Consider the following 23,666-nt stretch of genomic DNA (forward strand, 5'->3'; position numbering starts at 1 on the left):
ATATTATCCAATAATTTAAATTGAATTCATGAAAATATTAGTAATAGGAGCCGGCAACATGGGGTTGACGTATGCTGAAGGAATGTCCAAATCAAAATTACTTAAGAAGAGAAATATAATGGTGCTTGACACTTCTGAAGAGAAGTTGGAGGAACTGCGCGAGAATCCGCAATTCGATGCTTTTGATGATTTAAAGAATTGTGCCCCACAGGCAGATATTATTTTTATAGCGGTAAAACCATATCACGCAGAGAGTGTATTCCTAAAATTAAATCCGCTCGTAAAACCAGGTCAAATTGTAATATCTATTATGGCCGGGGTAACTATAGAAACCATTCAAAACTTAACAGGGCTTACAAAAATAGTACGGGCAATGCCAAATCTACCAGCATCAATCGGTAGAGGGCTTACATCGTTTGTGGCGTCAAATGAAGTAACTAGAATTGAATTATTGACCATTGAAAGCTTGCTAGACACCACAGGTAAATCAATTCAAGTAAGCAATGAGAACTTTATCGATGCTTCTACCGGTATTTCCGGTAGTGGACCGGCTTACGTTTTTTACTTTATGCAAAGTATGATGGAGGCCGCTTTGAAAATGGGCTTTACACCCAATGTATCAAAGGTATTGGTAGCACAAACATTTACAGGTGCTATTGAACTTTTTAATCAGAATGAGCTTTCACCAAATTCTTGGATGGACAAGGTTGCAAGTAAAGGTGGTACTACCCGTGCAGCACTAGATTCAATGGAAAATAACAATGTAGGAGAATTGATTAAGGAAGCAGCTTTCGCAGCTTTTGAACGTGCAGTTGAACTTGGAAAAGAAAAGGCAAATGTATAAACAGAAAATTGTAATTAAGGTAGGCACAAACGTAATGACCAATAAGGACAATCGTATTGTGAGACCGGTATTGCGAAATTTGGTACAACAGATTGCAGAATTATATGAAAGAGATATTGTAACCGTACTAGTTTCCTCTGGCTCCGTTATTGCGGGGCGTGAAGTTTTGGGTGCATCATCTATTGAAGATGATACACAGCGTAGGCAAGTATATTCAGCTATTGGGCAACCACGTATGATGCGTTTATATTACAATATTTTTCACGATTATGGAATGAAATGCGCACAGGTACTACCTACAAAGCGAGATTTCACCCCAGGTGTGCATAGGCAAAATATGATTGATTGTGTAGAAGGATTGTTATCTGAAGGAGTAATTCCCATAGCAAATGAAGATGATGCCGTTTCGGTGACCATGAGCATGTTCTCAGATAATGATGAGCTAGCCAGTTTAATTGCTCAACTTATAGATGCCGACAAGATGATCATATTAACAGATATTGATGGTCTTTACACTGGTCATCCAAATGCTGAGAGCAGTAATCTTATAACACATGTAAATCCTGAAGAAAACCTAGATAAATTTATTCAGGACAATACTAAAAAAGCAGGCGAAGGTCGTGGTGGTATGGGATCTAAATTAGATTACGCCCAACAAGCAGCAGCAAAAAACATACCTACATACATTGCTAACGGTAAAAAAGACCGAACGATAATTGATATTATAGAAGGAAAAAATGTGGGTACGAAAGTAACCATGGAAGAAAAAGCAGAAGCATAATGAAGATAATTTCAACAGATATAAAGAATAAGGTTTTAGATAGTATGATGCGACTTTTGGAGGAGAACCGAAGTGGCATCCTTGAAGCCAATAAGAAAGACTTAAATCTTTTTAAGAAAGATGATCAAGCAATGTATGATCGGTTAATTGTAACCAACAATAAAATTGATGGTATGATCGGTTCTATTAAAGAGGTTATGTCACAAGAAGATCCAGTAGGCAAAACCATTTCTATGCAAGAATTAGAAAATGGATTAGAAATCACCAATAAAACAGCTCCATTTGGTACTATCATGATTATTTATGAGTCCAGACCAGATGTTACTATTGAAGCAGCTGTTCTTGCCTTTAAAGCGAATAATAAAATTCTTTTAAAAGGCGGTAAAGAGGCATTGCACAGCAATACCGTTCTTGTTGATCTTTGGCACAAAGCTCTTGAAGAAAACGGACTATCAAAAGAGTACATTCAGCAATTGACCATGAATAGAGAAGAAACGCAAGACTTCTTAAGAAATCCTACCGAGAAACTCGATCTTATTGTACCTAGAGGTGGTGAACGATTGATCAATTTTGTAAAAGAACATGCCAAATGTGCGGTTCTTGTTAGTGGTAGAGGTAATAACTTTTTATTTGTAGACAAGGAAGCAGATTGGGACAAAAGCGTAAAGGTCATCATGAATGCAAAAACCGAAAAAATATCGGCTTGTAATGCGTTAGATAAAATCTTGATTAGTTCGGCTATTGAAAATTATGAACAGAAATTAGAAGATTTACATCAACTCCTGAACTCAAAAGGCGTAGAAACATTGGTTGATGATAATGTAAATTCAGTTCTTAAAAATGCTCAGCGTATAGAAGATGATGCTATTTGGAAGGAAGAATTTCTTGCTATGAAATGTTGTTTAGGCTCTGTTGAATCTCTTGACCAAGCTGTTGATAAAATCAATGCTAATTCTGGTGGGCATTCTGCTACTATCATGACAGGGAATAAAGAAACCGCAATGCAGTTTATGGAAGAGGTGGACTGTGCCGCAGTATATCAAAATGCATCTACCCGTTTTACCGATGGTGGTCAAATGGGCGTTGGTGCAGAATTGGCAATTAGTACAGATAAATTGCACCACCGTGGTCCACTAGGCTTAAAACAATTGGTCACCAACAAATACTATGTTTTTGGTGATGGTCAAATTCGCGAATAGTTAACGGAATTCATTACCAGAAAATCGAAACCTATGTTCGAAACAATTGAAAAAATAGACGGCGCATTGGTTCATCACGGCAATATGCATAAGCGTATTTATTTTGCTGAAACTGACCATATCAATTTAGATATTTTGTTGCCAAAGATGCATGAACTTGCCAAGCAACAAAAATATGAGAAGATTTTAGGAAAAGCCTCTGAACAAGAAGTCAATATTTTAAAATCAAAAGGCTTTACTGTAGAAGCCAAAATTCCGGGGCTCTACAATGGTAAAACAGATGGATATTTTTTAGCGGAGTACCCAAACAAGAAACGTTTTACTAATAACGAGAAAAGTTTAAAAACCATCGCTACGGTAAAAACGATAGCCAAGGCAGCTAACAATTCGCATTTAGACGCGCATTTTGAAATGCCGGTCGATTTCAATATTAAAAAGCTAACCGCATCAGATTTTAAAAACTTAGAAGATTTATATCAAAAAGCATATAAATATTTCCCACATCAAATTAAAGATGCTGCATATTTCTCCAAACTTAAAGAGCTGAATCATCAATTTTATGGATTGTTTAAAAACGGAGAGCTGCTAGTTTCTACTATTTTATCCATAAATGAAGAGGAATCTAATATGGAAATAGTTGATTTTATTACCCATCCAAATTACAGAGGTCAAAATCTTTCATATTTCTTAGTACAAGAAATCATAAAGAAAATGAATGACTATAAATGTAAAACACTCTACACCATGGTTAGAGCTACTTCCTACGGGTTAAATATAACTTTTAGCAAGCACGGATTTCTTCTTGCGGGTACATTGACCAATAATTGTATGGTTTTAGATACTATGGAAAGTATGAATGTGTGGTACGTTCAAAAAGAGGTTTAGATTAAATGTAACTTAGTAAAATATTCAATTACATAAATGGGCTGAAAATGGATAGTAAACTATTCAGTTTCAGCCCATGTTAACTATTGTCTCATTTAATTACAATAATCCTTTGATTACACCATATTTTGTGCTTTATTTGAAAAACACAACTAAATTTTATCAAATTCGTTAATGAAAGGTGCCAAAAATAAGAAATTCATTCCCAACCTTTCTTACGATTGTGTAATCTTTGGGTTTAATGGCATTAACTTAAAAATTCTTATTCTAGAATATCACAACACTGGTTTATTTGCACTTCCGGGGGGTTATATCAAAAAAAACCAGAGCGTACAAGATGCGGTAAATAAGGGAGTAGAAGAACGTACAGGATTAAAAAATGTATTCTTGGACCAATTTCAAATTTTCGGGAAATTAGACAGAACGGATCCCGCAGCTACGCGTCGAATTTTAGAAGCAAATAATAAAAATATAGAGAAGAACGAATGGATGATGGACCGCTTTATAACAGTTGGTCATTATGCGCTTATTAACTATGAAGATGTGAATCCTAAACCCGATCATCTTTCTGATAGTATTGATTGGTACGATATCAATAGCGTACCAAAACTAATGATGGATCATAACGAGATCGTAGATGCCGCTCTTGAGGTGCTGCGTAATAATATAAGCGAGAAGATAATAGGAATGAACCTGCTTCCTTCGAAATTTACGATGAAGCAATTGCAACAAGTCTTTGAGGCTATTTTAGATCAAACACTAAGGCGCACTAGTTTTCAACGAAAAATGTTATCGCTAGACATTTTAGAACGGCATGAAAAACTTTTTGAAGGCAAGGCGCACAAAGCTCCTTACCTCTATAGCTTTAAATAATAACAACTAACATTTCAATTAATACAACAACAATGAAAATTTCAACTAACAACTTTTTTAAATGCTCCGTAATTGCCCTTTTTATGCTGGGAACGGTTACTACCTACGCCCAAAAGAAATTTGGCGGTCTTGCTCTTTATACCGTTAGAGATGATATGGGTACAGATGCAAAGGCAACTTTACAAGCAGTATCTGATGCCGGTTATAAAAATATTGAAGCTGCCGGTTATGAAGATGGCAAGTATTATGGTATGACTCCGGCTGATTTCAAGGGTTTATTAAAATCCTTAAAACTAAAGCCAATTAGCACGCATCAAAGTGCAGTTACTCTTGACAATGCTGATAAAATGATGGCAGACGCAAAATCTGCTGGTTTTAAATACTTTGTTGTGCCTATTCCACCAATGGGTATGTTCACCTTCAATGAAGAAGATAGAACAATGGGCATGACAGGTACGGTAGAAGATTTAGCTAAAATTTTAACCACTTTAGGTGAAAAAGCCAATAAAGCAGGATTAAAGTTATTGTACCATAATCATGATTTTGAATTCAAGAAAAATGATGCGGGTATCGTTCCAATAGATTACTTGTTAGAAAATATAGATCCTAAATTATTGAACTTTCAGATGGATTTATTTTGGGTTACCAAAGCAGGTGCCAACCCTATTGCTTATTTCAACAAATATCCAGGTCGTTTTAAAATATGGCACGTTAAAGATATGGATGAGCAAGGTAGATTTGCACCAGTGGGTACAGGTTCTATAGGCTTTAAAAATATCCTAGCTAACAAAGAGCTTTCTGGAATGAAATATTATATGGTTGAACAAGATATGACTTTCGACGGGTTAAAACCCTTAGAGGCTATTAAAATAAGTCATGAAGGTATTAAAGAAATAGGTTTCAAATAATTAGTATTATCAAACAACGGAGATTGCCCCGAAGAGATTTTTCTCTTTGGGGTTTTCTTTTTTATACATACCCACTAAACCTTTCATCTTTAACATTGTCTTAATCACTTTTAAACTTATGTGCCTATTTTTGCACTCGCAACACCAACTTTAAAAAAGTACAGAATGAAAATGACCACAAGTTTACGCATGAGAATTATACACAGATACCTAGGCTTCTTTTTAGCCGGTATCATGGCAATGTACTCTATTAGCGGAATTATAATGATCTATAGAAATACAGACTTTCTAAAAAGTGAAAAGATTATAGAAAAACAATTAAAACCTAATTTAAAAACTGCTGAACTTAGTGGTGCATTGCGAATTAAAGGCGGTGTAAAACCTCAAAAAACTGAAGGCGATGTTGTTTACTTTAAGCAAGGCGAATACAATACCGCAACAGGTATGGCAACCATTAAAAAAATGGAGCTTCCTTTTATTTTGGATAAGATGGAACACTTACATAAAGCAACCACAAATAGCCCTGTATATTTTCTGAATATATTTTTCGGACTCTCATTGCTATTTTTCGTAGTGTCGTCCTTTTGGATGTTCATGCCTAAAACTACTGTATTTAAAAAAGGACTATACTTTTCACTTGGTGGAATCGTTCTAACCATTATTTTGCTGTTCGTGTAAGAGCATAAGATAAATTGATATTTAATCCGCTTTAAAGAAAGGTCTTTAAAGCGGATTTTTTGGTTTTGATAAAATTGTAACCATCAAGAACCCACCCCTAGCCCCTCCCAGGAGGGGAATAATTTCTGACTTAAAACAAACTTTGTAGATAAAACAGACAAAATAACTCTTCTAAAAACCCAACTCCCCAACCACCAACAAACCCACAACCAAAAACGAAAACCTCCCCTCTCGGGAGGGGAACAGTTTCTGACTTGAAACATACTTTGTAGATAAAACAGACGAAGTAACTCTTCTAAAAACCCAACTCCCAAACAACCAACAAACCCACAACCAAAAACGAAAACCTCCCCTCTCGGGAGGGGATTGAGGGGTGGGTAATCGGATGACAAAGATTTCATTGAACATTCTAACTAAAAAGAACCCACCCCTAGCCCCTCCTAGGAGGGAACAGTTTCTGACTTGTAATTAACTTTTTTTAGATTAAGACCACATAACTACACCAAACTGCGCGTGGGCACCCTTTAGGGTCAGGGCGAGCGCCGTCATTATAAAAACGCAACTCCCAAACAACCAACAAACCCACAACCAAAAACGAAAAATTCCCCTCTCGGGAGGGGATTGAGGGGTGGGTGATCGGGTGATGAAGATTGCATTGAACATTCTAACTAAAAAGAACCCACCCCTAGCCCCTCCAAGGAGGGGAATAATCAGTGACTTATATTAAACTTTTTAAGTCAAACTTTGGTATCTTGCTATAGCAAATAAAGTCCACTCCCCTAATACTTTATAGTATTATTTTCATCAAAGAATTACGGTTATTGTATTCTTTGAAAAAAACTATATAAAACCAAACTCTATATGAAACAATTGTTATCTCTCCTTCTCCTTTTAACAGCGACATTATCCGCAATTGCCCAATCTAAACTGATTAAAGCAGATTCGTATTTAGATGTCAGAACCGGAAAATTAATTTCTCCCGCTAATCTGCTTATCGAAAATGGAACCATAAAATCTATTAATCCGAAGGTATTGCCTGAAGGTTTAGAAACCATAAACCTACCGGGTAAAATACTATTACCGGGACTAATGGATATGCACGTGCATTTAGATGGCGATTTTAGAGGTAGCTGGGACTATGTCTATAAGGAAAGTGCTAGTCAAGGTACTGTAAGGGCTGTGGTCAACGCAGAAAAAACTTTAATGGCCGGTTTCACTACCATAAGAAGTATAGGGCAATTACACATAACACCAGAGCTTATTGATGTTGCCGTTTCTGAAGCTTCTGATAAAGGGTTGATCGCCGCACCTAGAATTATCCCATCGGGACATATGATTTCTATAAGTGGCGGACACGGAGATATTTCTTTGGGGCTAGCTGAAGGTTTAGTTACCGTTGGTCCAAATGACGGTATCATCAACGGGAAATATGATGCCATCGAAGCAGTACGCTATCAAATTAAGCATGGGGCAAAATTCATTAAAATGCATGCTACAGCAGGCGTACTTTCTATGGAAGATGCCATTGGCGCACAACAGCTAAGTAATGAAGAAATGAAGACCATTGTGGATGAAGCTGCAAGACACCATATAAAAGTTGCTGCCCACGCACATGGTACCGAAGGTATCAAAGAAGCTATTAAAGCTGGTGTGTATTCTATTGAGCACGGATCTATTATTGATGATGAAGGTATTCAGTTAATGAAAGAAAATGGTGTTTACCTAGTACCAACGAGAGGGCTCGCTACCATAATCGAGCCTATGATCGACAAAATGGATCCTGTTATGGCCGGCAAAGCAAACTATGTAATGCCAATTGCTAAACAGAACCTTACAAAAGCTATTAAAGCAGATGTAAAAATTGCCTTTGGTACAGATACCCCTATAATCCCTCATGGAAAAAATACCATTGAATTCGCAGCATTGATTGACTGTGGCATGAGTACTAAAGAAGCAATTAAAACCGCTACTACTAATAGTGCAGAAATGCTAGGGCTTACTGATCGTGGTGAAGTAAAAGAAGGTTTACTGGCAGATATTATTGCCGTAGATGCCAACCCCATAAATGACATCTCCACTTTAGAGAATGTAAAATTTGTTATGAAAGACGGAATCATTTATAAGAATGAAAAGTAAATAATCTCGGGAAAGCCCGCGATATATTGAATTGAAAAATAAATAATATTTCGACCTAATTGTCGCGGTATTTGAATCTCAATCATCCAGTATAAGATACTTGTTGGTACTATAGTCAATCAATTAAAAAACGAACATCATGAAATCATCGCATCACAAATCAATCAAGACACTTCTTTTATGCTTTTTAGTATTATTATTTACGGGCACCATGGCATTTGGCCAAACGAACGCCGAACAGATAGATGAGCTTTTAAAGGAATATCTAGCCTATAATAAATTCAATGGTTCTGCCCTAGTTGCCAAAGACGGAAAGGTCATTTTTAAAAAGGGATATGGAATGGCGAATATGGAATGGGATATTGCCAACAGCCCCAATACCAAACATCGCCTAGGTTCCGTAACCAAGCAATTTACCGCCATGCTTATTTTACAATTGGCAGCAGAAGGCAAAATAGATTTACAGGCACCTATTACTACCTACTTACCAAAGTACCCAAAAGAAAACGGAGACAAAATTACCACCCACCATTTATTAACCCATACCTCTGGAATACCGAACTACACGTCATTTCCCGACTTTTTCAAAGACGTAAGTAGAGACCCATACGCCCCAGAAGAGTTTACTACAAAGTTTCAAGATATGGAGCTAGAGTTTACTCCCGGCGAAAAGTTCAATTACAGTAATTCCGGTTATTTTTTATTGGGAGTGCTTATTGAAAAACTATCCGGTAAAACGTATGAAGAAATGCTAGACGAGAAGATATTTTTTCCATTAGGTATGAAGGAATCCGGATTCGATCATCATTCAGAAATCCTAAAAAATAGAGCAACAGGTTACGAGAATAATGGAAACGGATTTATCAATTCACCTTACCTAGATATGTCTATTCCATATGCTGCAGGCTCGCTATACGCTACCGTAGAAGATTTATACCTGTGGGACCAGGCATTGTATACCAACAAATTGTTATCCCAAAAATATATGGATATGTATTTTAAACCACATATACCCGCTTTTGGCAGTTTTTATTATGCCTACGGATGGATGGTTGGCAATGAAGCCCTAGGTAACACAACCGATAGTATCGCAGTAATTACCCATGGTGGCGGTATTAACGGATTCAACACGCAAATTTCAAGACAGCTTTCAGACAAGTCATTGATTGTGCTTTTAAATAATACAGGTGGTGCCCCATTAGGTAAAATCACACAATCGATTCTTGGCATTATAAACGATAAAACTTATGACCTCCCTAAAACTCCTTTAGCATCTAAACTTTTAGAGGTTATAGAAACGAAAGGCATTGATGCAGGGGTTGCGTATTTTAACAAGAATAAGGACAACAAAGATTTCGATGTCAATGAAAATGAGATGAACCAAGCAGGATATCAACTATTAGGATCTGACAAAACAAAAGAGGCAATTCAAGTTTTTAAACTGAACGTAGACGCGTATCCAAAATCTGCCAATGTATATGATAGTTATGCCGAAGCGCTAATGATATCTGGCGATAATAAAGGTGCAATAGAGAACTACACTAAAGCGGTAGAAATGAATCCTGGTAATGAAAATGCCATAGATATGCTTACAAAATTAGGTGTCGATACCAGTAACTTAACAAAAGAGTTCGAAGTACCAGAGGCGCTATTAGAAAGCTACATAGGTGTCTATGAATTAATGCCCACTTTTAAAATCACCATAACCAAAGAAGGCAAACAATTAAAAGCACAGGCAACAGGGCAGCCTGCTGTAGAAATTTATCCAAAGTCGAACGAAGTTTTTTATTATAAAGTGGTTGTCGCTGAAATTCAGTTCATAAAAGATGAAAACGGAGCAATCGAAAGTTTGACCATATTTCAAAGCGGACAAGAATTAAATGGCAAGAAGGTGGAGTAGTGTGAGATTATTTAGTTTTATCACCCACCCCTAGCCCCTCCCAAGAGGGGAACAGCTAGCGTCTTTAATTAAAATATATTCTAAGAATAATTTTATGAAAACAGAAGTTTCAACTAACTCTAATTTCGCAATCAATAACGTACTTCTCCCCTCTTGGGAGGGGATTAAGGGGTGGGTCTTACGATGAGAAAGATAATTCCATATAACCCAAATTTAGTTGAACTCGCTAAAACATTAAGAAACAACATGACCCTAGGTGAAATCGCGCTATGGCGAGAGATAAAAGGTAAAAAGCTAGGTCAAAAATTTAGCAGACAAATTCCTATCGATCAATATATAGTTGATTTTTATTGCAAAGATCTTCAGCTCGCAATAGAAGTAGATGGCAGTATTCATTTTGAAGAAGGACATGAAGAAAAAGATAAGAAACGGCAAGCTCGCTTAGAATCTTTAGGTGTACATATGCTCAGGTTTTCAGATACTGATGTGAAGAATAATTTGGGTTTTGTTTTAGAAGAGATTAAAGTAATAATTGAGAAATTAGAACAAATAAGAACCCACCCCTAGCCCCTCCCAAGAGGGGAATAGATAGTGACTGTGACTAAGCTTCTTAGATTAAGACCACATAACTACACCAAATTGCACGCGGACACCCTTTAGGGTTGGGGCGAGCGCTGGAATTGTAAAAACGCAACTCCCCAATGTAACCAACAAACCCCCATCCAAAAACGAAAACCTCCCCTCCCAAGAAGGGAACAGATAGTGACTGTGACTAAGCTTCTAAGATTAAGACCATATCAATAACAAACTGCACGTGGGCACCCTTTAGGGTTGGGGCGAGCGGCTGGTATTATAAAAACGCAATTCCCCAATGTAACCAACAAACCCCCATCCAAAAACGAAAACCTCCCCTCTCGGGAGGGGATTGAGGGATGGGTGATCGGGTGATGAAGATTTCATTAAACATACTAACTAAATAGGACCCACCCCAAGCCCCTCCGAGAAGGGGAACAGCTTATGACTAAAATTGAATAATTGCATACCAATACCCATTACCTCACCCAACACTGGTATCTTGCATGTATAAATTACAATTATGAAAATCAATTTATTGTCTTGTGATGCCCCAAGACCAGACAGAAGGGCTATTGCCAATTGTATTGTAGAGATATCAACTAACTGTAGTGCATCGTTAGCAAATGAACTTACCGATATACTTTTAGAAGGTGATGCCGTTGACATTGAATTGGATGATAAAAATACCGGTTCTGCATTACGTGCTTTGCGAAAGCTTAGTATTGATTATGAAATTGTAGAATAAAATACCCACCCCTAGCCCCTCCAAGGAGTGGAACAGCTTATAATTATTATTCATCTTTTTAGATAAAGACTATTTATCAATACCAAACTGCGCATGGGCACCCTTTAGGGTTGGGGCGAGCGCTGGAATTATAAAAACATAACTCCCCAACCACTTATAAACCCGCAACCAAAAACGAAAACCTCCCCTCTTGGAGGGGGATTGAGGGGTGGGTGCTACGGTGTACTAATTTCAACTACAAACGCAGCTCGTCATAATCTCTTTTAAAAAAAGATACTTTTTATTTTAAGAATACGGGAACCCGTAAGCAAATGCAAAGCGAAGGTCTTTATTTTGTAGCACCAAAAGAGATTAACTCCTTTTACTGACTTTATCGTAAAATGTTTAATTAACACTGAAATCTATTTCGGTACATATTTGACACTATTAAAAAATGTAAACAAAAATTAAAATGAAAAAACACTATTATTTATTAGCTCTTTCCTGTTTGCTCCTTACAAATTGCGCGGTTACCAAAACACTTAAGTTCTCTCAAAAAGAAGACGATATTGTACGAACAGAATCATTAAAAGATTTTTTGAATGAGAACAAAAACCCGAAAGTTGTTTTAAGAGTTAATGAATCTTCAATGAACGTTACCGAAGGAGACAATAACGATTACCTTTTTAATGCAATTGAAAATCAACTTTTGTCAAGTGGATTTATAGTTAGAGATAGGCAATTATTCAACCAGATTATAGAAAATGACGAAAATAACATTGATTATAAACAACTTAAAGAAAAATCTGATACCGACTTGATTATTGAATTGACCAAATTAAACCCTCAAATCATGTATGAAACTAATAAATATTATGACCAAAAAAATCGAGAAAGAATTGAAATGTCATACTCCTACCAGAAATATGGTGCATCGGTTGAATTCAAAGTAGTTATGATAAATTCGAATGAATTCGCGGGTGTTTATAAATTCAATTATACCCCATGCACTAACGGATGTGTAATCTCGAAATCTATGAGCGAATTACGAAGAGAGAGGGAGAAGAAAGCAAATGATGATAAAAAAGGTTACGAAGGAGTTGAAAGAAACGAATTAGAAGTTTTTATTAAAAATGCCACAAAACAATTAGTAACAGAAATGAGAAATTAAATAGCTGAAACGCTGCCCTAACCCAAAACACCCACCCCTAGCCCCTCCCAAGAGGGGAACAGTTTCTGACTTTTAATAAACCTTGTAGATAAAACAGACGAAGTAACTCTTATAAAAACGCAACTCACAAACAACCAACAAACTCGCAAACAAAAACAAAAACCTCCCCTCTTGGGAGGGGATTGAGGGGTGGGTGCTACGGTAACGAAGATTGCATTGAACATTCTAACTCAAAAGAACCCACCCCTAGCCCCTCCAAGGAGGGGAACAGTTTCTGACTTTCAATAAACTTTTTTAGATAAAACAGACGAAGTAACCCCTATAAAAACATAACTCCCAACCACCAACAAACCCGCAACCAAAAACGAAAACCTCCCCTCTTGGGAGGGGATTGAGGGGTGGGTGCTACGGTGTACTAACTTCAATTACAAACGCAGCTCGTTATATTCTCTTTACACCTCTTTTATTTTTCTGACAGTTTTACGGAAACCCGTAAGAAAATGTACCGCAAACTTCTTTATATTGCAGTTCCAAGAAAAGTATACTCCCCCTAATACCCTTGCACAAACTTATAAAAGCTGAATACAGTTTTAAATAAACTATTGTCATAAATCTTGGTTAATCTAAATACTAGAAACAATACTAAAAGTCATTTGTGACGATTATTTAAGAAAATCCTAATATGATAAAACAAAATCCATTTTCAGTTTATGACTTCTTAGGTTATTTGATTCCTGGTTCCATATTAATATATGCTTACCTAATAATTGACTATTTAAAAAATACTGAAACCATAAATCTAAGTGCTTTTATTGATAATTTTTCAAGTTTTAAATTTGAAGGAATTTTCTTTTTTATCATTTTGTCTTACACGCTAGGGCATCTAATAAGTTTTGCATCCTCTATAACAATAGAAAAGTATGCAAATTGGAGATATAGTTATCCTTCCAAATATTTATTAAACATGGAACACCAAGGATTTTGGAAATCCTCGAAAAACTGGAAAGATATAGTCTGGAGAATTGTTATGCTAATTCTACTATTTCCATGTGTATTTTTTGATTTTTTATTTGGTCAAATATTAGGTTTTAAGAAATTCTATACATCTTCATTAGATGAATTTCTTAGAACTTTTATAATTTTCAAATTGAATCGTTTAGTTGCAAAGCTTGGCTTTGATCAAATAAAAGGATACGAAGAATATAATGATGGAAAAGGAAATAATTTTGATTTTCATAGAATAGCTACGCACTATGCTTATGAAAACAGTAAAAACCATCAACAAAAAATGAGTAATTATGTTGCATTGTATGGATTTTTAAGGGCGCTTTGTTTAATTTTTAATTTTACAGCAATATATTTTTTCATAAGGGTTTATATGTATTTAAAGTTCAATTTTATCAATGTTTCTATTCTCCTTCTACTTTCCGGACTTTCATACTTAGCGTTTATGGCATTTATGAAATTCTACAGAAGATACACTTTAGAAGGATTAATGGTTATAACAATTGATAAAGAATTAGTATAAATCATCAGTTAATTGAACTATATAAGTTTAGTATTTAAAACCAAACCTGATTTTCAAAACTTATGGAATTATTGTAAAAAGGATATTTATAAAATTAAAATCCCCCTTATACAACTGAATTAGTCGAGACGTTTGTATCCAATTTGAAAAACAATAGTAACTCAAAAATTACAATGAACAAAACATTTAGAATTATTGGAAATTTATCCGCTTTAGTTGGGATTTTAGTATTCTTATATCAACTATCTAACCTTCAGTATTTTGAACCAACACCTACACAAATAATATTTATATCTATAAGTATATTAATACTTATAGTTTACTTTTTAATCGAATTGTTTTCTGGACCTAAAAAATACAAAAATGATGAAGAAATTAATAGATTTATGGAGAAATGGATTAAAAAAACTGGAAGGACTGTAATCTTTACAAGAGATATGAGTTGGGTGGATAACAGTAAAATGAAAATTGAACTTCTTAAAAAAGCGAAGAAAGGTGAACTAATCATTTGTCAACCAAAAATGAATGAATTAACTACGATATTAAAACAAGAAGGAGCTGAAGTTTATACTTATGAAAAATTAGAATATGTACCGAAATCTAGATTTACTTTTATTAATTATTCAAGTAATAGCTCCAGAGTGGCTATTGGAAGAAAAGATGATAAACACAATCATATAATTACGGAATATACAACCAAGCAAACTATTGAATATTATTTGGCAGAAGATTTAGTTAATATTATAAAATCTTTGAATTAAATGAATACAACAGAAGAATGGAACAATATAGCTAAAAAAAGGCTTTTAGACCGTATGGCAGGTAATGACATAAGCTATAATAAGGTTCTACTACCAATTATAATTAATAACATTAAATCAAAAACTAAAGAGGTATCGTCAATTTTAGATTTCGGTTGTGGGACTGGTGAGTTGACTAATGAAATTTCAAAACTACAAATCTCTACAATAGGACTTGACATAAGTCAATATTCTATTCAATTAGCAAGAGAATACTTCAAAAATGATTTTTTAAGTTTTATAGATAAAGCATTAAAAACCATAAAATTTGAGAAAGATTTTGACTTAATTGTTGCCAATATGTCCTTAATGGATACTGAAAATATTCATGAAAACTTTAAAATGATATGCAAAAATCTAAAAATCGGAGGAAAAATCTTAATAACAATAACTCATCCTTGTTTTTGGCCTATATATTGGAGTTATTATAATGATTCAGATTTTAACTATTTTGAAGAGCAAAAAATAACAAAAACATATAAAACCACAAACACAATATTTTCAGGCTTTAAAACAACACATTTCCATCGACCAATAAATTTCTATATAGATTTATTTTCTAAAAACAATATGAAAATAAATATAATGCAAGAATTAAGAAACCCTGTTGACAAAATGTGGTACCCTCGTTTTTTATATTTTGAAATTGAGAAATAGTAATGCTGCACGAATAGATATTAGATTTAGAATCAAAATTTAAATCTTTCCGTAAAAGCTATTAATTTAAATAGTCAGCCCTAACAAAGCTAAGTTTTCATTTTAAACTTGTTATTAAAATTACATCATGAATATTCTGCAAAAGCAACGGTTGCGTTACCCTTTTCTTTCATTAGTATGCATGCTATTGACAACATTCGCTTTCGCCCAAAACAGCGAACCTAGTACAACACCCTCTTTATTACTGGGTCAAGGTGATCAGCTTCCAAGAATAAAAAAAGAACTTGCAGCGGGTAATGCTGTTTTGGTGGCAGCTTTGAAAAAAATTGTTACAGAAGCAGATGCCGCGCTTGAGCAACCTATTGTAAATGTAGTAGCAGAAGGTGCTTTGCCACCAAGTGGCGACGCTCATGATTACTTCAGCTACAGCCCATATTGGTGGCCAGATGCTGAAAACCCTGATGGACCTTACATTTGGCGCGACGGAGTTACTAACCCAGACCGCCGCACTTCTGATGTCTCTAGGCTTGAGGCAATGAACAAGGCGGTAACATCTCTTGTTCCTGCTTGGTATTTCACGGGCGAAGAAAAATATGCCGAACGTGCCGTAGAACAAATTCGTGCTTGGTATTTAGATTCTGAAACTAAGATGAACCCTAATTTTCGATTTGGTCAAAAACGCCGTGGTCACGACTATAACAGTAGTGGTGGTATACTAGAATCTAACCGAATGGATTGGGTGGTTGATTGCGCCATTTTGCTAGAGGACTTTTCTGGATGGACAGCTAAAGACCAAACCGAACTGCGTAAATGGTTTGGCGAATTAGCCACCTGGATGGTGGAAAGTCCGGAAGGTATTGAAGAAGCTATGCAACCTAATAACCATGGTGCCTGGTATAATCAACATCTTATTCTCTTTTCGCTCTACGGTGAAAAACCTGATATTGCACGTGCTTTTCTTGAACGCATGCCTGCACGTATTTTTGGACAGGTTTTTATAGATGGTCGCCAACCGCAAGAACTTATTCGTACAAATGCATTAAGCTATAGTATTTACGGTGCACGTGCGCTAGTAGGTGTTGCCCGCCTTGGTCGCCATCTTGATTTTGACCTTTTTGCCTATCGCAGTACCGAAGGCAGAAGTATACGACTTGCCATAGATTACATTACACCTTTTATTCTGGGTGAAGAAGAATGGCCTGGCAGTCAAATTAGACCGCTGCGTACCGGAAGAGCCAACGAGTTATATTGGAATGCAGCCCTTGGATTTCAGGAGCGTGAATTTGCCCATATTCTGCATAAATTACCGGGAGACCAATTACCATCGCCCATAGTACAGTTATTAGACCCATTGCCTGAAGGGTGGTAAATCTTGTTCTTTTTAAATAGTTAGGCGGCCTCTTTTTTATAGATATTGTAAATTACAGAGCATATACATTGAATTAGTTTAACGAACAGTCGCATTTGAAAAATAGAATACATTAGTGGAGCATCCCAATCCAATTTCGTTATGAAAAGAAACTATATCTTCTTAGTATTTACCCTATTCTATTTAAGCGCTTATGCCCAAGACAGTTTCAATAAACTCCCACAGGCAGCAAAAATCAACTGCCCAATGCTATTGATTGACGAGCATATCATTGCCAATAAAAATATCATCAATTCAAAGGAAGACATTACCGATGTACGTGTGCTAATAGAAAAACCTAGCAGAGAAAAACAGGAACATTATAATCTAACTGCAGGTGGTATTTTATTACTCACTTTAAAAAATAATCCTTCATATAAAACACAAGCTGAGCTGAACACCTTTCTGGATTTAAATGAAAATAACCCTGTATATGTAAATGGTTATTTATTGGAACATGACACGTATACCATTGCTACAGAAAGTATTGCAGAAGTTGAACTGGTAGCCCCAAATAATGAAAATAACTTAACTGAAAAAGTCATCAATATTTGGACATTAACTCAAGAAGAACGTGAAAATGGCTGTGCATTGTCCCAAATGAAGTAAATTAGTTGTTCACCTCATCATCAATCATCATGAAAAAAACAATCACACTTATCACCTTCCTCTTATTTACAACAACTTGTCTTATAGCCCAACAAGACAAATTCATTGAGGACGCCATAGAAAGATTAGAGAACTCACGTAAGTACTTGTTATTGGTAGCCGATATGATGCCCGAAGAGAAATATGGGTATAAAGCAACAGAGGAGTCCTTGACCTTTGCCGAAAATTTAATGCATATTGGTTTTGCGCTAGATTGGCATAGTCAGTCACTCATTGGCGACCGAGAAGCACGCGTATACCAAACGGACACCGTTTTTAAACCTGCCAACAAAACAAAGGCTGAAATGATGGCTCGTATAGACCAAACGTTTACCGAAGCCATTGCGCTTTTAAAAGATGTGTCTCCTGAACAGTTAGATACCGAATTGGATTATTTTGGACTTACACGCTCTAAACGACAAATTTATATGCTGCTGGCAGACCATATTACACACCACAGAGGGCAAATGTTGGTTTACATGCGCCTAAACGGACTTACGCCGCCACGGTACGTATTATATCAATAGCAGTGTAAGAGAAGTTATTCTTCTTTTTTCTTATCACCGTTCATTAGCATTAGTACAATGCCAACAAGGGTTAAACACACGGCTGCAAATACAGCGATCATAATAACGCCGTTGCTCCAGTTTACCAAGGGTAGATGTAATGAGGTCATAGTCGGTAATTTTATTAACACAAAAATAGAATGTAGTTGCAAGATGTTCTATGACAATTGTCAGGAAATCAAAATACTACGCAACAAATAAATTTTCATTTCATTTGAGTGCCGCCAAACGTTGTAGGCTTGGTATGGGTTCTGTATTTTTATAGTTGAAAATGGTTTTTAGAAAATGGTAGATAAAATTAAATGTCCCAATTGTGGGCATGAGTTTGATGTTGAAGAGGCGCTTTCCGGCAAAATGCAGGCTCATTTTAAGGCTGAATACGAACGTAAAGTTGCGGAGCAGGCAGAAAAATTCAATAAAGAACGTAGAAAGCTTGAAATTGAAGTAGAAGAATTCGAGAAAAAGAAAGAGAAGGAAAACGAGCTTTTTAAAGAGAAGCTGGCACAACGCCTTGCTAAAGAATCTGAAAAAATACAGCTACAGACCAATGAGTCTTTTGAGCAAAAGTTAAAAGCCCTGCAACAAGAGAACGAAAAAAAGAAAGAAGAGAACAGAGCGCTACGTGCACAAGAGATCGACCTTTTAAAACGTGAGAACGAATTAAAGGAAAAAGCCGAAGAGCTTAAGATGAACGTGCAGAAAGAATTGCTGGAGAAACAATCGGTCATTGAAGAAAAGGCAAAGGCAAAAGAGCGCGAAGCCATGGCGCTAAAAGAGAAAGAATACCAGAAACAGCTAGACGACCAAAAGAAGCTTATTGATGAAATGAAGCGCAAGGCAGAGCAAGGTTCTATGCAAATGCAAGGCGAAATACAAGAACTGGCATTAGAAGAATTATTGCGCAGCACCTACCCTTTTGATAATATAGATGAAGTAGGTAAAGGTATTCGTGGTGCAGATTGTATACAGACCGTCATCAACTCGCTGCAACAGACCTGTGGTTCTATTGTCTATGAAAGTAAGCGTACCAAAAATTTCAGTAACGACTGGATTAATAAGTTAAAACAAGATCAAATTAATTGCAAGGCAGATATTGCGGTAATTGTTACAGAAACCTTTCCGCCGGATATGGACCGTTTTGGTGAGAAAAACGGTGTTTGGATCTGCGGATTCAATGAAGTAAAGAGTGTATCGCTCGTATTGCGTGAGCTACTTTTAAAAACACAGTCCATAAAATCTTCGGATGAAAACAAAGGTGATAAGATGGAACTGCTGTATTCTTATTTGACCAGTAACGAGTTTGTGCAGAACATTAATAGAATTATAGAAAACTATGATTCTATGATTAAACAATTGAACTACGAAAAGAAAGCGGCATACAAGAATTTTGCCGTGCGAGAGAAGCAAATTTGGGGTGTTCAAGAAAATATAAACGTGCTCTTTGGTTCTATTAAAGGAATTGCCGGAAACTCACTATCTACCTCTACCATCCTTGATTTGCCGGATGCGGAGATAGACGATTAGTTTTAGTTGTTGGTTGTTGGTTGTTGGTTGTTGGTAAAATAATGTATTTCACTTTGCGCTATGCACAAATCCCTTAATAAATTATGCACTAAGCGTGCCGCGCATTGAGTTTAGCGTTAGGCGCTAAGCTTTATTTAGTTTGGAATTTAGCCAAGTAATCATTTTCTCAAATCTAAAAGAGATGAAAATTAGATATATGCAGCTAATAAAACTCCCGAAATTACTACTTGATGTATCTTTAAAATAAAACACATTTAATAGGGTTGCTACCAGGCCTAAAATACCGACCGCAAGTATAAAATATTTTAAGAATTTCATTGTTTATGTTTTAAGGTGTTTTGGCACTTTTGGACCAAATTGATAGTTATTTACACCTATATGTAGCATTTTCACTCGAATTGTTACGTATTTTGATGAAAAAATAAAATAAATACATTTCAGGTACCCAAACAACATATCATTTTGTGGTGTAATTTTTGATGCATGAATAAGTATGAAGAAATCTATATTTCTTAGTATAATTTTTATACTTTCAGTGATAAGCAGCAATGCCCAAGAATCATCAATTTCTGAATTTGATTTATATGGATGTTGGGTGCTGGAAAAGAAAATAAGACCTTCTAACCATATTGTAGTATATAAATCTTGTGATGACGTAGCCCATGAAAATGTAAAATTTGGGTCTAAAATTTCTCTCCTCGCATTTAATGAGAGTGAACATGAAAGTACTGGTCCTCTAGCATGCTTTACTACATTTACAGAAAAAGGTACTTGGGAATTTGATGAAAACTCAAGAATAGCAAGTTTATATTCTGGTCATGAATGGTTGAAAGAGTTAAAGAAACTTGACCCTGATGAATATGCCAGCTGGGGATCACCTGAAAAGTTTGAGAAACTAAAATTTAAAGTCATTTCTATTGAAAACAATCAACTTACAGTAGAAATTATTCCAAAACAGAACGGTAAAAAGCCAGTTGAAGATTCTTCAGAATAATACTATGAAAATAAGTCTATCACTTTTTTTACTACTCACTATCACTTCCGTATCATGCCAACAAGAAAAGAATGCATCAGGTGATGATGTAACGGTTATGTGGACATCCTTTTTATCTAATTTAGCAGCTGAGGATAAAGAAGCTTTTAAGAATATATCTGGGGAGACTATTCGTTGTTATGATTGTTTGGAGAATACGCCATCCGAAGCACAACAAATGAACTTCTTACGAGAAAATGATTCGCTTTGGTACGATAAAATTTATGATGACCTCATCTATATTCCCATAGATAGTTTTATCGCCAATGATTATGACATTCTATTCAATCCTAAATTTATAAACATCCTTCAGGAAAATGAAACGGTTATTTCCAGGGAAGAAACAAACGGAATAGTATACACCTATATACTGGTTACCACTACCCCACCTACTGCATTTTTTGAAGGTGGGCAACATATGTTTTCATTTGAAAAAACAACCGATGGCGATTGGAAATTTTATAAAATTAGCACTATACCCTAATACACTAAAAGTTATTTTCCTACCCAATTCTTAAATTCCGATGCTTTTGCCTTGCTGACTACTATAGGTTCATGACATACGGGATGAACATCTACCAACAACTTACTGTTGAAATGGAATTTAATGGCGGTTATGGCTTGTCTACGTAAAATAAATTGTCTATTAGCCCTATAGAATACTTCTGGATCCAAAGCTTCTTCTATATCTTCTAATTTATCATCTATTACATAAGAACGTTCTTGTACCGTTACGGCTTTTACAAGACCTGTATCTATAAAGAAATAGGCAATATCTGCAGTTTTTACGGGTATTAATTGGTCTCCCAAACCTACTAAGAACGTCTGTTTAAAATTGACCGATTTATGCTGTATTAAGTGCATTAAGCTTTGCATTTGATTTTCATCGATTCCATTATTATGATTTTGAGCTTGGAATCTATCTAATGCGTCTGACAGTTCTTCTTGGTCTATGGGCTTTAATAAATAATCAATGCTATTTACTTTAAATGCCTTTAATGCATATTGGTCATAAGCCGTAGTGAATATGATGGGAATATTGATTTCTACTTGATCGAAAACTTCGAACGAGATACCGTCTGCCAAATGAATATCCATAAATACCAAAACACCTTCATGCGGTTTTGAGAAATAAGCAACAGTTGCCTTTACGGTATCTAAAACCTCAATAACCTCTATGTCAGGATTGATTTTCGTCAATAGATATGCTAGGTTATCGCTAGCGGCAAGCTCGTCTTCTACTAATATTACTTTCATTCAGGTTGCTTTAAAGGCAGTTCTACTTTAAAGATATCATTATCGGTACTGACCAACACTTCTTTTTTCAATAAAAGGGAATACCGCTTTTTAAGATTATAGAGTCCGGTACCCATACCTTCTGCCATAGTACTTCGGCTACGAATAGGGTTTTCAACCACTAAAGATTCTCCGTTAGAATATACTTTTACCGTTAATGGGTTTGTCGATGATATTTCATTATGCTTAACTGAGTTTTCTACCAATGATTGCAATGCCAATGGCGGAATTTTCATGTCCATAAATTCTTCATCGATATTTACGTCTATCTCAATACGGTCTCTATACCTGGTTTTCATTAAAAAGGTATAGCAATCTAAAAATTTGAGTTCTTCTTTTGCAGGCACCAAATTAGTTTCGCTACTCTGCAATATATAGCGATACATGTAAGACAGCTTGTTTACAAATTTGGTAGCATTTTCATTATCTCTAATCAAAGACGACAGAGAGTTCAAAGAATTGAATAAAAAGTGAGGGTCGATCTGGTTTTTTAAGGCTGCCAATTCATTCTCTAAATTCTGCTGTTTTAATTGCTCGTTCTCTATTCTGCTTTCCTGCTTATCTGTACTTACACGTAACAAGCGAGCGATAAAAAATAAAACAATGGACAGATTGATAAACGTAAAATTGATCCAGCCCTCTTCATTCGGTTTTAATTCTCTACCATTTATCAATGGATAAAATGCCTTTATCACTTTTATGACCGCAAAAAGCAACACTACATTAATGACCAATATGACGATCCATTTTAGAATGGGAGACCATTTAAAACTGTCATAATCAATATTGGCGTTCAGCTGAATGACCAACCAAGAAAAGCAATAAAAAAATAGGTAACGGTATAAAAAATCTGTTACCCAAGACATAGAGAAATCTAAATTCCCCTCCATAATACCATTATATAAATAGATAGTTTTAGGGAGCGAAACCAGAATACCTAATAACAGGGCCGTTTTAATAACCTCGCCCTGTTTAACTTTTGTCAATGTCATGTAACTTCTTTTCTAATGGTATATCTCAAATATACCTAATAAACGTTTGTAACCGTAGTGCACAAAAAGTTGGTCTTCACCCTAAGCAAAGACCAACTTCATTTAAACTACACTAACTTTTTAAAGTGCATAAGCATTGAAATCTGTTGGCAAATATGCCTCAGCATCAAAACCTAAATCCACTACTTCTTCGTTGTCAAATATTTCAAAATCCTCTCCTGTTAAATCTGTACCAGCATAGGCATCAAAATCTAAAGGCAAATATTCAAATGCATCAAAGCCTAAATCTATTTCTTCGTTAATTTCCAATACTTGAATATCGTTAGCATTCAATTTATCCATCTCTAAAGAAGCTTCTAACTGCGCTTCTAAATCGATAACACAATCATCGAAAATGGCAGCGATTTCCGCCTTCTCGGTTTCTTTATGTTTTTGAATTCCTTTAAATGACATAAAGGTGAAGGCCACGACGACCACTGCAGATAAAATTTTAATGTTTTTCATTATGTATGTTTTTAAGTTTTTAGAATTGTTTCTAT

Annotated in this window: 25 protein-coding genes; 21 read left to right on the forward strand and 4 right to left on the reverse strand. The window is 35.6% G+C overall.

Annotation, left to right across the window (positions count from 1 at the left end; all coding sequences use genetic code 11):
- The first annotated feature begins 28 nt into the window (after positions 1-28).
- The 18 genes from proC (at position 29) to UH1x_RS05775 (ending at position 18,243) form a co-directional block, all read left to right on the forward strand.
- Positions 29-844: a pyrroline-5-carboxylate reductase gene (gene proC, locus UH1x_RS05690; RefSeq protein WP_482625703.1), complete on the forward strand. Its 816-nt coding sequence runs from the start codon at positions 29-31 to the stop codon at positions 842-844.
- Positions 837-1,625: a glutamate 5-kinase gene (gene proB, locus UH1x_RS05695; protein ID WP_482625704.1), complete on the forward strand. Its 789-nt coding sequence runs from the start codon at positions 837-839 to the stop codon at positions 1,623-1,625. Before proC ends, proB begins: the two co-directional genes overlap by 8 nt.
- Positions 1,625-2,824: a glutamate-5-semialdehyde dehydrogenase gene (locus UH1x_RS05700; protein WP_482625705.1), complete on the forward strand. Its 1,200-nt coding sequence runs from the start codon at positions 1,625-1,627 to the stop codon at positions 2,822-2,824. Before proB ends, UH1x_RS05700 begins: the two co-directional genes overlap by 1 nt.
- A gap of 33 nt (positions 2,825-2,857) precedes the next feature.
- A complete protein-coding gene (ablB, locus tag UH1x_RS05705) occupies positions 2,858-3,709 on the forward strand; it encodes a putative beta-lysine N-acetyltransferase (RefSeq protein ID WP_482625706.1) in 852 nt (283 codons plus the stop codon).
- A gap of 174 nt (positions 3,710-3,883) precedes the next feature.
- Positions 3,884-4,582, forward strand: coding sequence for an NUDIX hydrolase (locus tag UH1x_RS05710; RefSeq protein WP_482625707.1), 699 nt, complete (start codon positions 3,884-3,886; stop codon positions 4,580-4,582).
- A 32-nt stretch (positions 4,583-4,614) separates the two neighbouring features.
- Positions 4,615-5,490: a sugar phosphate isomerase/epimerase family protein gene (locus UH1x_RS05715; RefSeq protein WP_482625708.1), complete on the forward strand. Its 876-nt coding sequence runs from the start codon at positions 4,615-4,617 to the stop codon at positions 5,488-5,490.
- 165 nt (positions 5,491-5,655) lie between these two features.
- A complete protein-coding gene (locus UH1x_RS05720) occupies positions 5,656-6,168 on the forward strand; it encodes a membrane protein (protein WP_036156706.1) in 513 nt (170 codons plus the stop codon).
- 861 nt (positions 6,169-7,029) lie between these two features.
- Entirely contained in the window at positions 7,030-8,304 is a 1,275-nt protein-coding gene (locus tag UH1x_RS05725) for a metal-dependent hydrolase family protein (protein WP_482625709.1), read from the forward strand.
- Positions 8,305-8,443: 139 nt separating this feature from the next.
- The gene (locus UH1x_RS05730) at positions 8,444-10,204 is read left to right on the forward strand and encodes a serine hydrolase (RefSeq protein WP_482625710.1); all 1,761 of its coding nucleotides are present in this window, start codon (positions 8,444-8,446) and stop codon (positions 10,202-10,204) included.
- A 183-nt stretch (positions 10,205-10,387) separates the two neighbouring features.
- The gene (locus tag UH1x_RS05735; RefSeq protein WP_482625711.1) at positions 10,388-10,771 is read left to right on the forward strand and encodes an endonuclease domain-containing protein; all 384 of its coding nucleotides are present in this window, start codon (positions 10,388-10,390) and stop codon (positions 10,769-10,771) included.
- A 529-nt stretch (positions 10,772-11,300) separates the two neighbouring features.
- The gene (locus UH1x_RS05740; protein WP_482625712.1) at positions 11,301-11,525 is read left to right on the forward strand and encodes a hypothetical protein; all 225 of its coding nucleotides are present in this window, start codon (positions 11,301-11,303) and stop codon (positions 11,523-11,525) included.
- A 451-nt stretch (positions 11,526-11,976) separates the two neighbouring features.
- Positions 11,977-12,675, forward strand: coding sequence for a hypothetical protein (locus UH1x_RS05745; RefSeq protein WP_482625713.1), 699 nt, complete (start codon positions 11,977-11,979; stop codon positions 12,673-12,675).
- Positions 12,676-13,357: 682 nt separating this feature from the next.
- Positions 13,358-14,203 (forward strand): hypothetical protein, encoded by an 846-nt coding sequence (locus tag UH1x_RS05750; RefSeq protein ID WP_482625714.1) that lies wholly within the window; start codon positions 13,358-13,360, stop codon positions 14,201-14,203.
- 173 nt (positions 14,204-14,376) lie between these two features.
- Positions 14,377-14,964, forward strand: a complete 588-nt coding sequence (locus tag UH1x_RS05755; protein ID WP_482625715.1) for a hypothetical protein — start codon at positions 14,377-14,379, stop codon at positions 14,962-14,964.
- Positions 14,965-15,660, forward strand: a complete 696-nt coding sequence (locus UH1x_RS05760; RefSeq protein WP_482625716.1) for a class I SAM-dependent methyltransferase — start codon at positions 14,965-14,967, stop codon at positions 15,658-15,660.
- Positions 15,661-15,787: 127 nt separating this feature from the next.
- Positions 15,788-17,029: an alginate lyase family protein gene (locus tag UH1x_RS05765; protein WP_482625717.1), complete on the forward strand. Its 1,242-nt coding sequence runs from the start codon at positions 15,788-15,790 to the stop codon at positions 17,027-17,029.
- A gap of 141 nt (positions 17,030-17,170) precedes the next feature.
- Entirely contained in the window at positions 17,171-17,677 is a 507-nt protein-coding gene (locus UH1x_RS05770) for a hypothetical protein (protein ID WP_482625718.1), read from the forward strand.
- 29 nt (positions 17,678-17,706) lie between these two features.
- Positions 17,707-18,243, forward strand: coding sequence for a DinB family protein (locus UH1x_RS05775; protein ID WP_482625719.1), 537 nt, complete (start codon positions 17,707-17,709; stop codon positions 18,241-18,243).
- 14 nt (positions 18,244-18,257) lie between these two features.
- Here UH1x_RS05775 and UH1x_RS05780 read toward each other — a convergent pair whose 3' ends face one another.
- Entirely contained in the window at positions 18,258-18,392 is a 135-nt protein-coding gene (locus tag UH1x_RS05780; RefSeq protein ID WP_262493322.1) for a hypothetical protein, read from the reverse strand.
- Between the two features lie 175 nt (positions 18,393-18,567).
- Here UH1x_RS05780 and UH1x_RS05785 point away from each other — a divergent pair, with 175 nt between their 5' ends.
- From UH1x_RS05785 to UH1x_RS05795, 3 genes are all read left to right on the forward strand, one after another.
- Positions 18,568-19,806 carry a DUF2130 domain-containing protein gene (locus tag UH1x_RS05785; RefSeq protein WP_036156723.1) on the forward strand — a complete coding sequence of 413 codons (1,239 nt, stop codon included), beginning with the start codon at positions 18,568-18,570 and terminating at the stop codon, positions 19,804-19,806.
- A 493-nt stretch (positions 19,807-20,299) separates the two neighbouring features.
- The gene (locus UH1x_RS05790; protein WP_482625720.1) at positions 20,300-20,800 is read left to right on the forward strand and encodes a hypothetical protein; all 501 of its coding nucleotides are present in this window, start codon (positions 20,300-20,302) and stop codon (positions 20,798-20,800) included.
- A 4-nt stretch (positions 20,801-20,804) separates the two neighbouring features.
- Positions 20,805-21,323, forward strand: a complete 519-nt coding sequence (locus tag UH1x_RS05795; RefSeq protein WP_482625721.1) for a hypothetical protein — start codon at positions 20,805-20,807, stop codon at positions 21,321-21,323.
- Positions 21,324-21,334: 11 nt separating this feature from the next.
- Here the strand turns inward: UH1x_RS05795 and UH1x_RS05800 are convergent, their stop codons facing one another.
- The 3 genes from UH1x_RS05800 to UH1x_RS05810 form a co-directional block, all read right to left on the reverse strand.
- Positions 21,335-22,096: a LytR/AlgR family response regulator transcription factor gene (locus UH1x_RS05800; RefSeq protein ID WP_482625722.1), complete on the reverse strand. Its 762-nt coding sequence runs from the start codon at positions 22,094-22,096 to the stop codon at positions 21,335-21,337.
- Positions 22,093-23,127, reverse strand: a complete 1,035-nt coding sequence (locus UH1x_RS05805) for a sensor histidine kinase (RefSeq protein WP_482625723.1) — start codon at positions 23,125-23,127, stop codon at positions 22,093-22,095. The genes UH1x_RS05800 and UH1x_RS05805 overlap by 4 nt, the downstream gene beginning before the upstream one ends.
- A gap of 120 nt (positions 23,128-23,247) precedes the next feature.
- Positions 23,248-23,631: a hypothetical protein gene (locus tag UH1x_RS05810; protein ID WP_482625724.1), complete on the reverse strand. Its 384-nt coding sequence runs from the start codon at positions 23,629-23,631 to the stop codon at positions 23,248-23,250.
- Positions 23,632-23,666 lie beyond the last annotated feature (35 nt).

Source organism: Maribacter sp. UH1, assembly GCF_056839145.1.

Bases quoted from the DNA above. Each gene is read 5' to 3' on its own strand.
- UH1x_RS05740 (WP_482625712.1), top strand. From the start codon at position 11,301: ATGAAAATCAATTTATTGTCTTGTGATGCCCCAAGACCAGACAGAAGG.
- UH1x_RS05795 (WP_482625721.1), top strand. From the start codon at position 20,805: ATGAAAATAAGTCTATCACTTTTTTTACTACTCACTATCACTTCCGTA.
- proB (WP_482625704.1), top strand. From the start codon at position 837: ATGTATAAACAGAAAATTGTAATTAAGGTAGGCACAAACGTAATGACC.
- UH1x_RS05790 (WP_482625720.1), top strand. From the start codon at position 20,300: ATGAAGAAATCTATATTTCTTAGTATAATTTTTATACTTTCAGTGATA.
- UH1x_RS05710 (WP_482625707.1), top strand. From the start codon at position 3,884: ATGAAAGGTGCCAAAAATAAGAAATTCATTCCCAACCTTTCTTACGAT.
- UH1x_RS05770 (WP_482625718.1), top strand. From the start codon at position 17,171: ATGAAAAGAAACTATATCTTCTTAGTATTTACCCTATTCTATTTAAGC.
- proC (WP_482625703.1), top strand. From the start codon at position 29: ATGAAAATATTAGTAATAGGAGCCGGCAACATGGGGTTGACGTATGCT.
- UH1x_RS05735 (WP_482625711.1), top strand. From the start codon at position 10,388: ATGAGAAAGATAATTCCATATAACCCAAATTTAGTTGAACTCGCTAAA.
- UH1x_RS05800 (WP_482625722.1), bottom strand. From the start codon at position 22,096: ATGAAAGTAATATTAGTAGAAGACGAGCTTGCCGCTAGCGATAACCTA.
- UH1x_RS05755 (WP_482625715.1), top strand. From the start codon at position 14,377: ATGAACAAAACATTTAGAATTATTGGAAATTTATCCGCTTTAGTTGGG.
- UH1x_RS05750 (WP_482625714.1), top strand. From the start codon at position 13,358: ATGATAAAACAAAATCCATTTTCAGTTTATGACTTCTTAGGTTATTTG.
- UH1x_RS05715 (WP_482625708.1), top strand. From the start codon at position 4,615: ATGAAAATTTCAACTAACAACTTTTTTAAATGCTCCGTAATTGCCCTT.
- UH1x_RS05775 (WP_482625719.1), top strand. From the start codon at position 17,707: ATGAAAAAAACAATCACACTTATCACCTTCCTCTTATTTACAACAACT.
- UH1x_RS05725 (WP_482625709.1), top strand. From the start codon at position 7,030: ATGAAACAATTGTTATCTCTCCTTCTCCTTTTAACAGCGACATTATCC.
- UH1x_RS05760 (WP_482625716.1), top strand. From the start codon at position 14,965: ATGAATACAACAGAAGAATGGAACAATATAGCTAAAAAAAGGCTTTTA.
- UH1x_RS05805 (WP_482625723.1), bottom strand. From the start codon at position 23,127: ATGACATTGACAAAAGTTAAACAGGGCGAGGTTATTAAAACGGCCCTG.
- UH1x_RS05745 (WP_482625713.1), top strand. From the start codon at position 11,977: ATGAAAAAACACTATTATTTATTAGCTCTTTCCTGTTTGCTCCTTACA.
- UH1x_RS05700 (WP_482625705.1), top strand. From the start codon at position 1,625: ATGAAGATAATTTCAACAGATATAAAGAATAAGGTTTTAGATAGTATG.
- ablB (WP_482625706.1), top strand. From the start codon at position 2,858: ATGTTCGAAACAATTGAAAAAATAGACGGCGCATTGGTTCATCACGGC.
- UH1x_RS05785 (WP_036156723.1), top strand. From the start codon at position 18,568: ATGGTAGATAAAATTAAATGTCCCAATTGTGGGCATGAGTTTGATGTT.
- UH1x_RS05720 (WP_036156706.1), top strand. From the start codon at position 5,656: ATGAAAATGACCACAAGTTTACGCATGAGAATTATACACAGATACCTA.
- UH1x_RS05780 (WP_262493322.1), bottom strand. From the start codon at position 18,392: ATGACCTCATTACATCTACCCTTGGTAAACTGGAGCAACGGCGTTATT.
- UH1x_RS05765 (WP_482625717.1), top strand. From the start codon at position 15,788: ATGAATATTCTGCAAAAGCAACGGTTGCGTTACCCTTTTCTTTCATTA.
- UH1x_RS05810 (WP_482625724.1), bottom strand. From the start codon at position 23,631: ATGAAAAACATTAAAATTTTATCTGCAGTGGTCGTCGTGGCCTTCACC.
- UH1x_RS05730 (WP_482625710.1), top strand. From the start codon at position 8,444: ATGAAATCATCGCATCACAAATCAATCAAGACACTTCTTTTATGCTTT.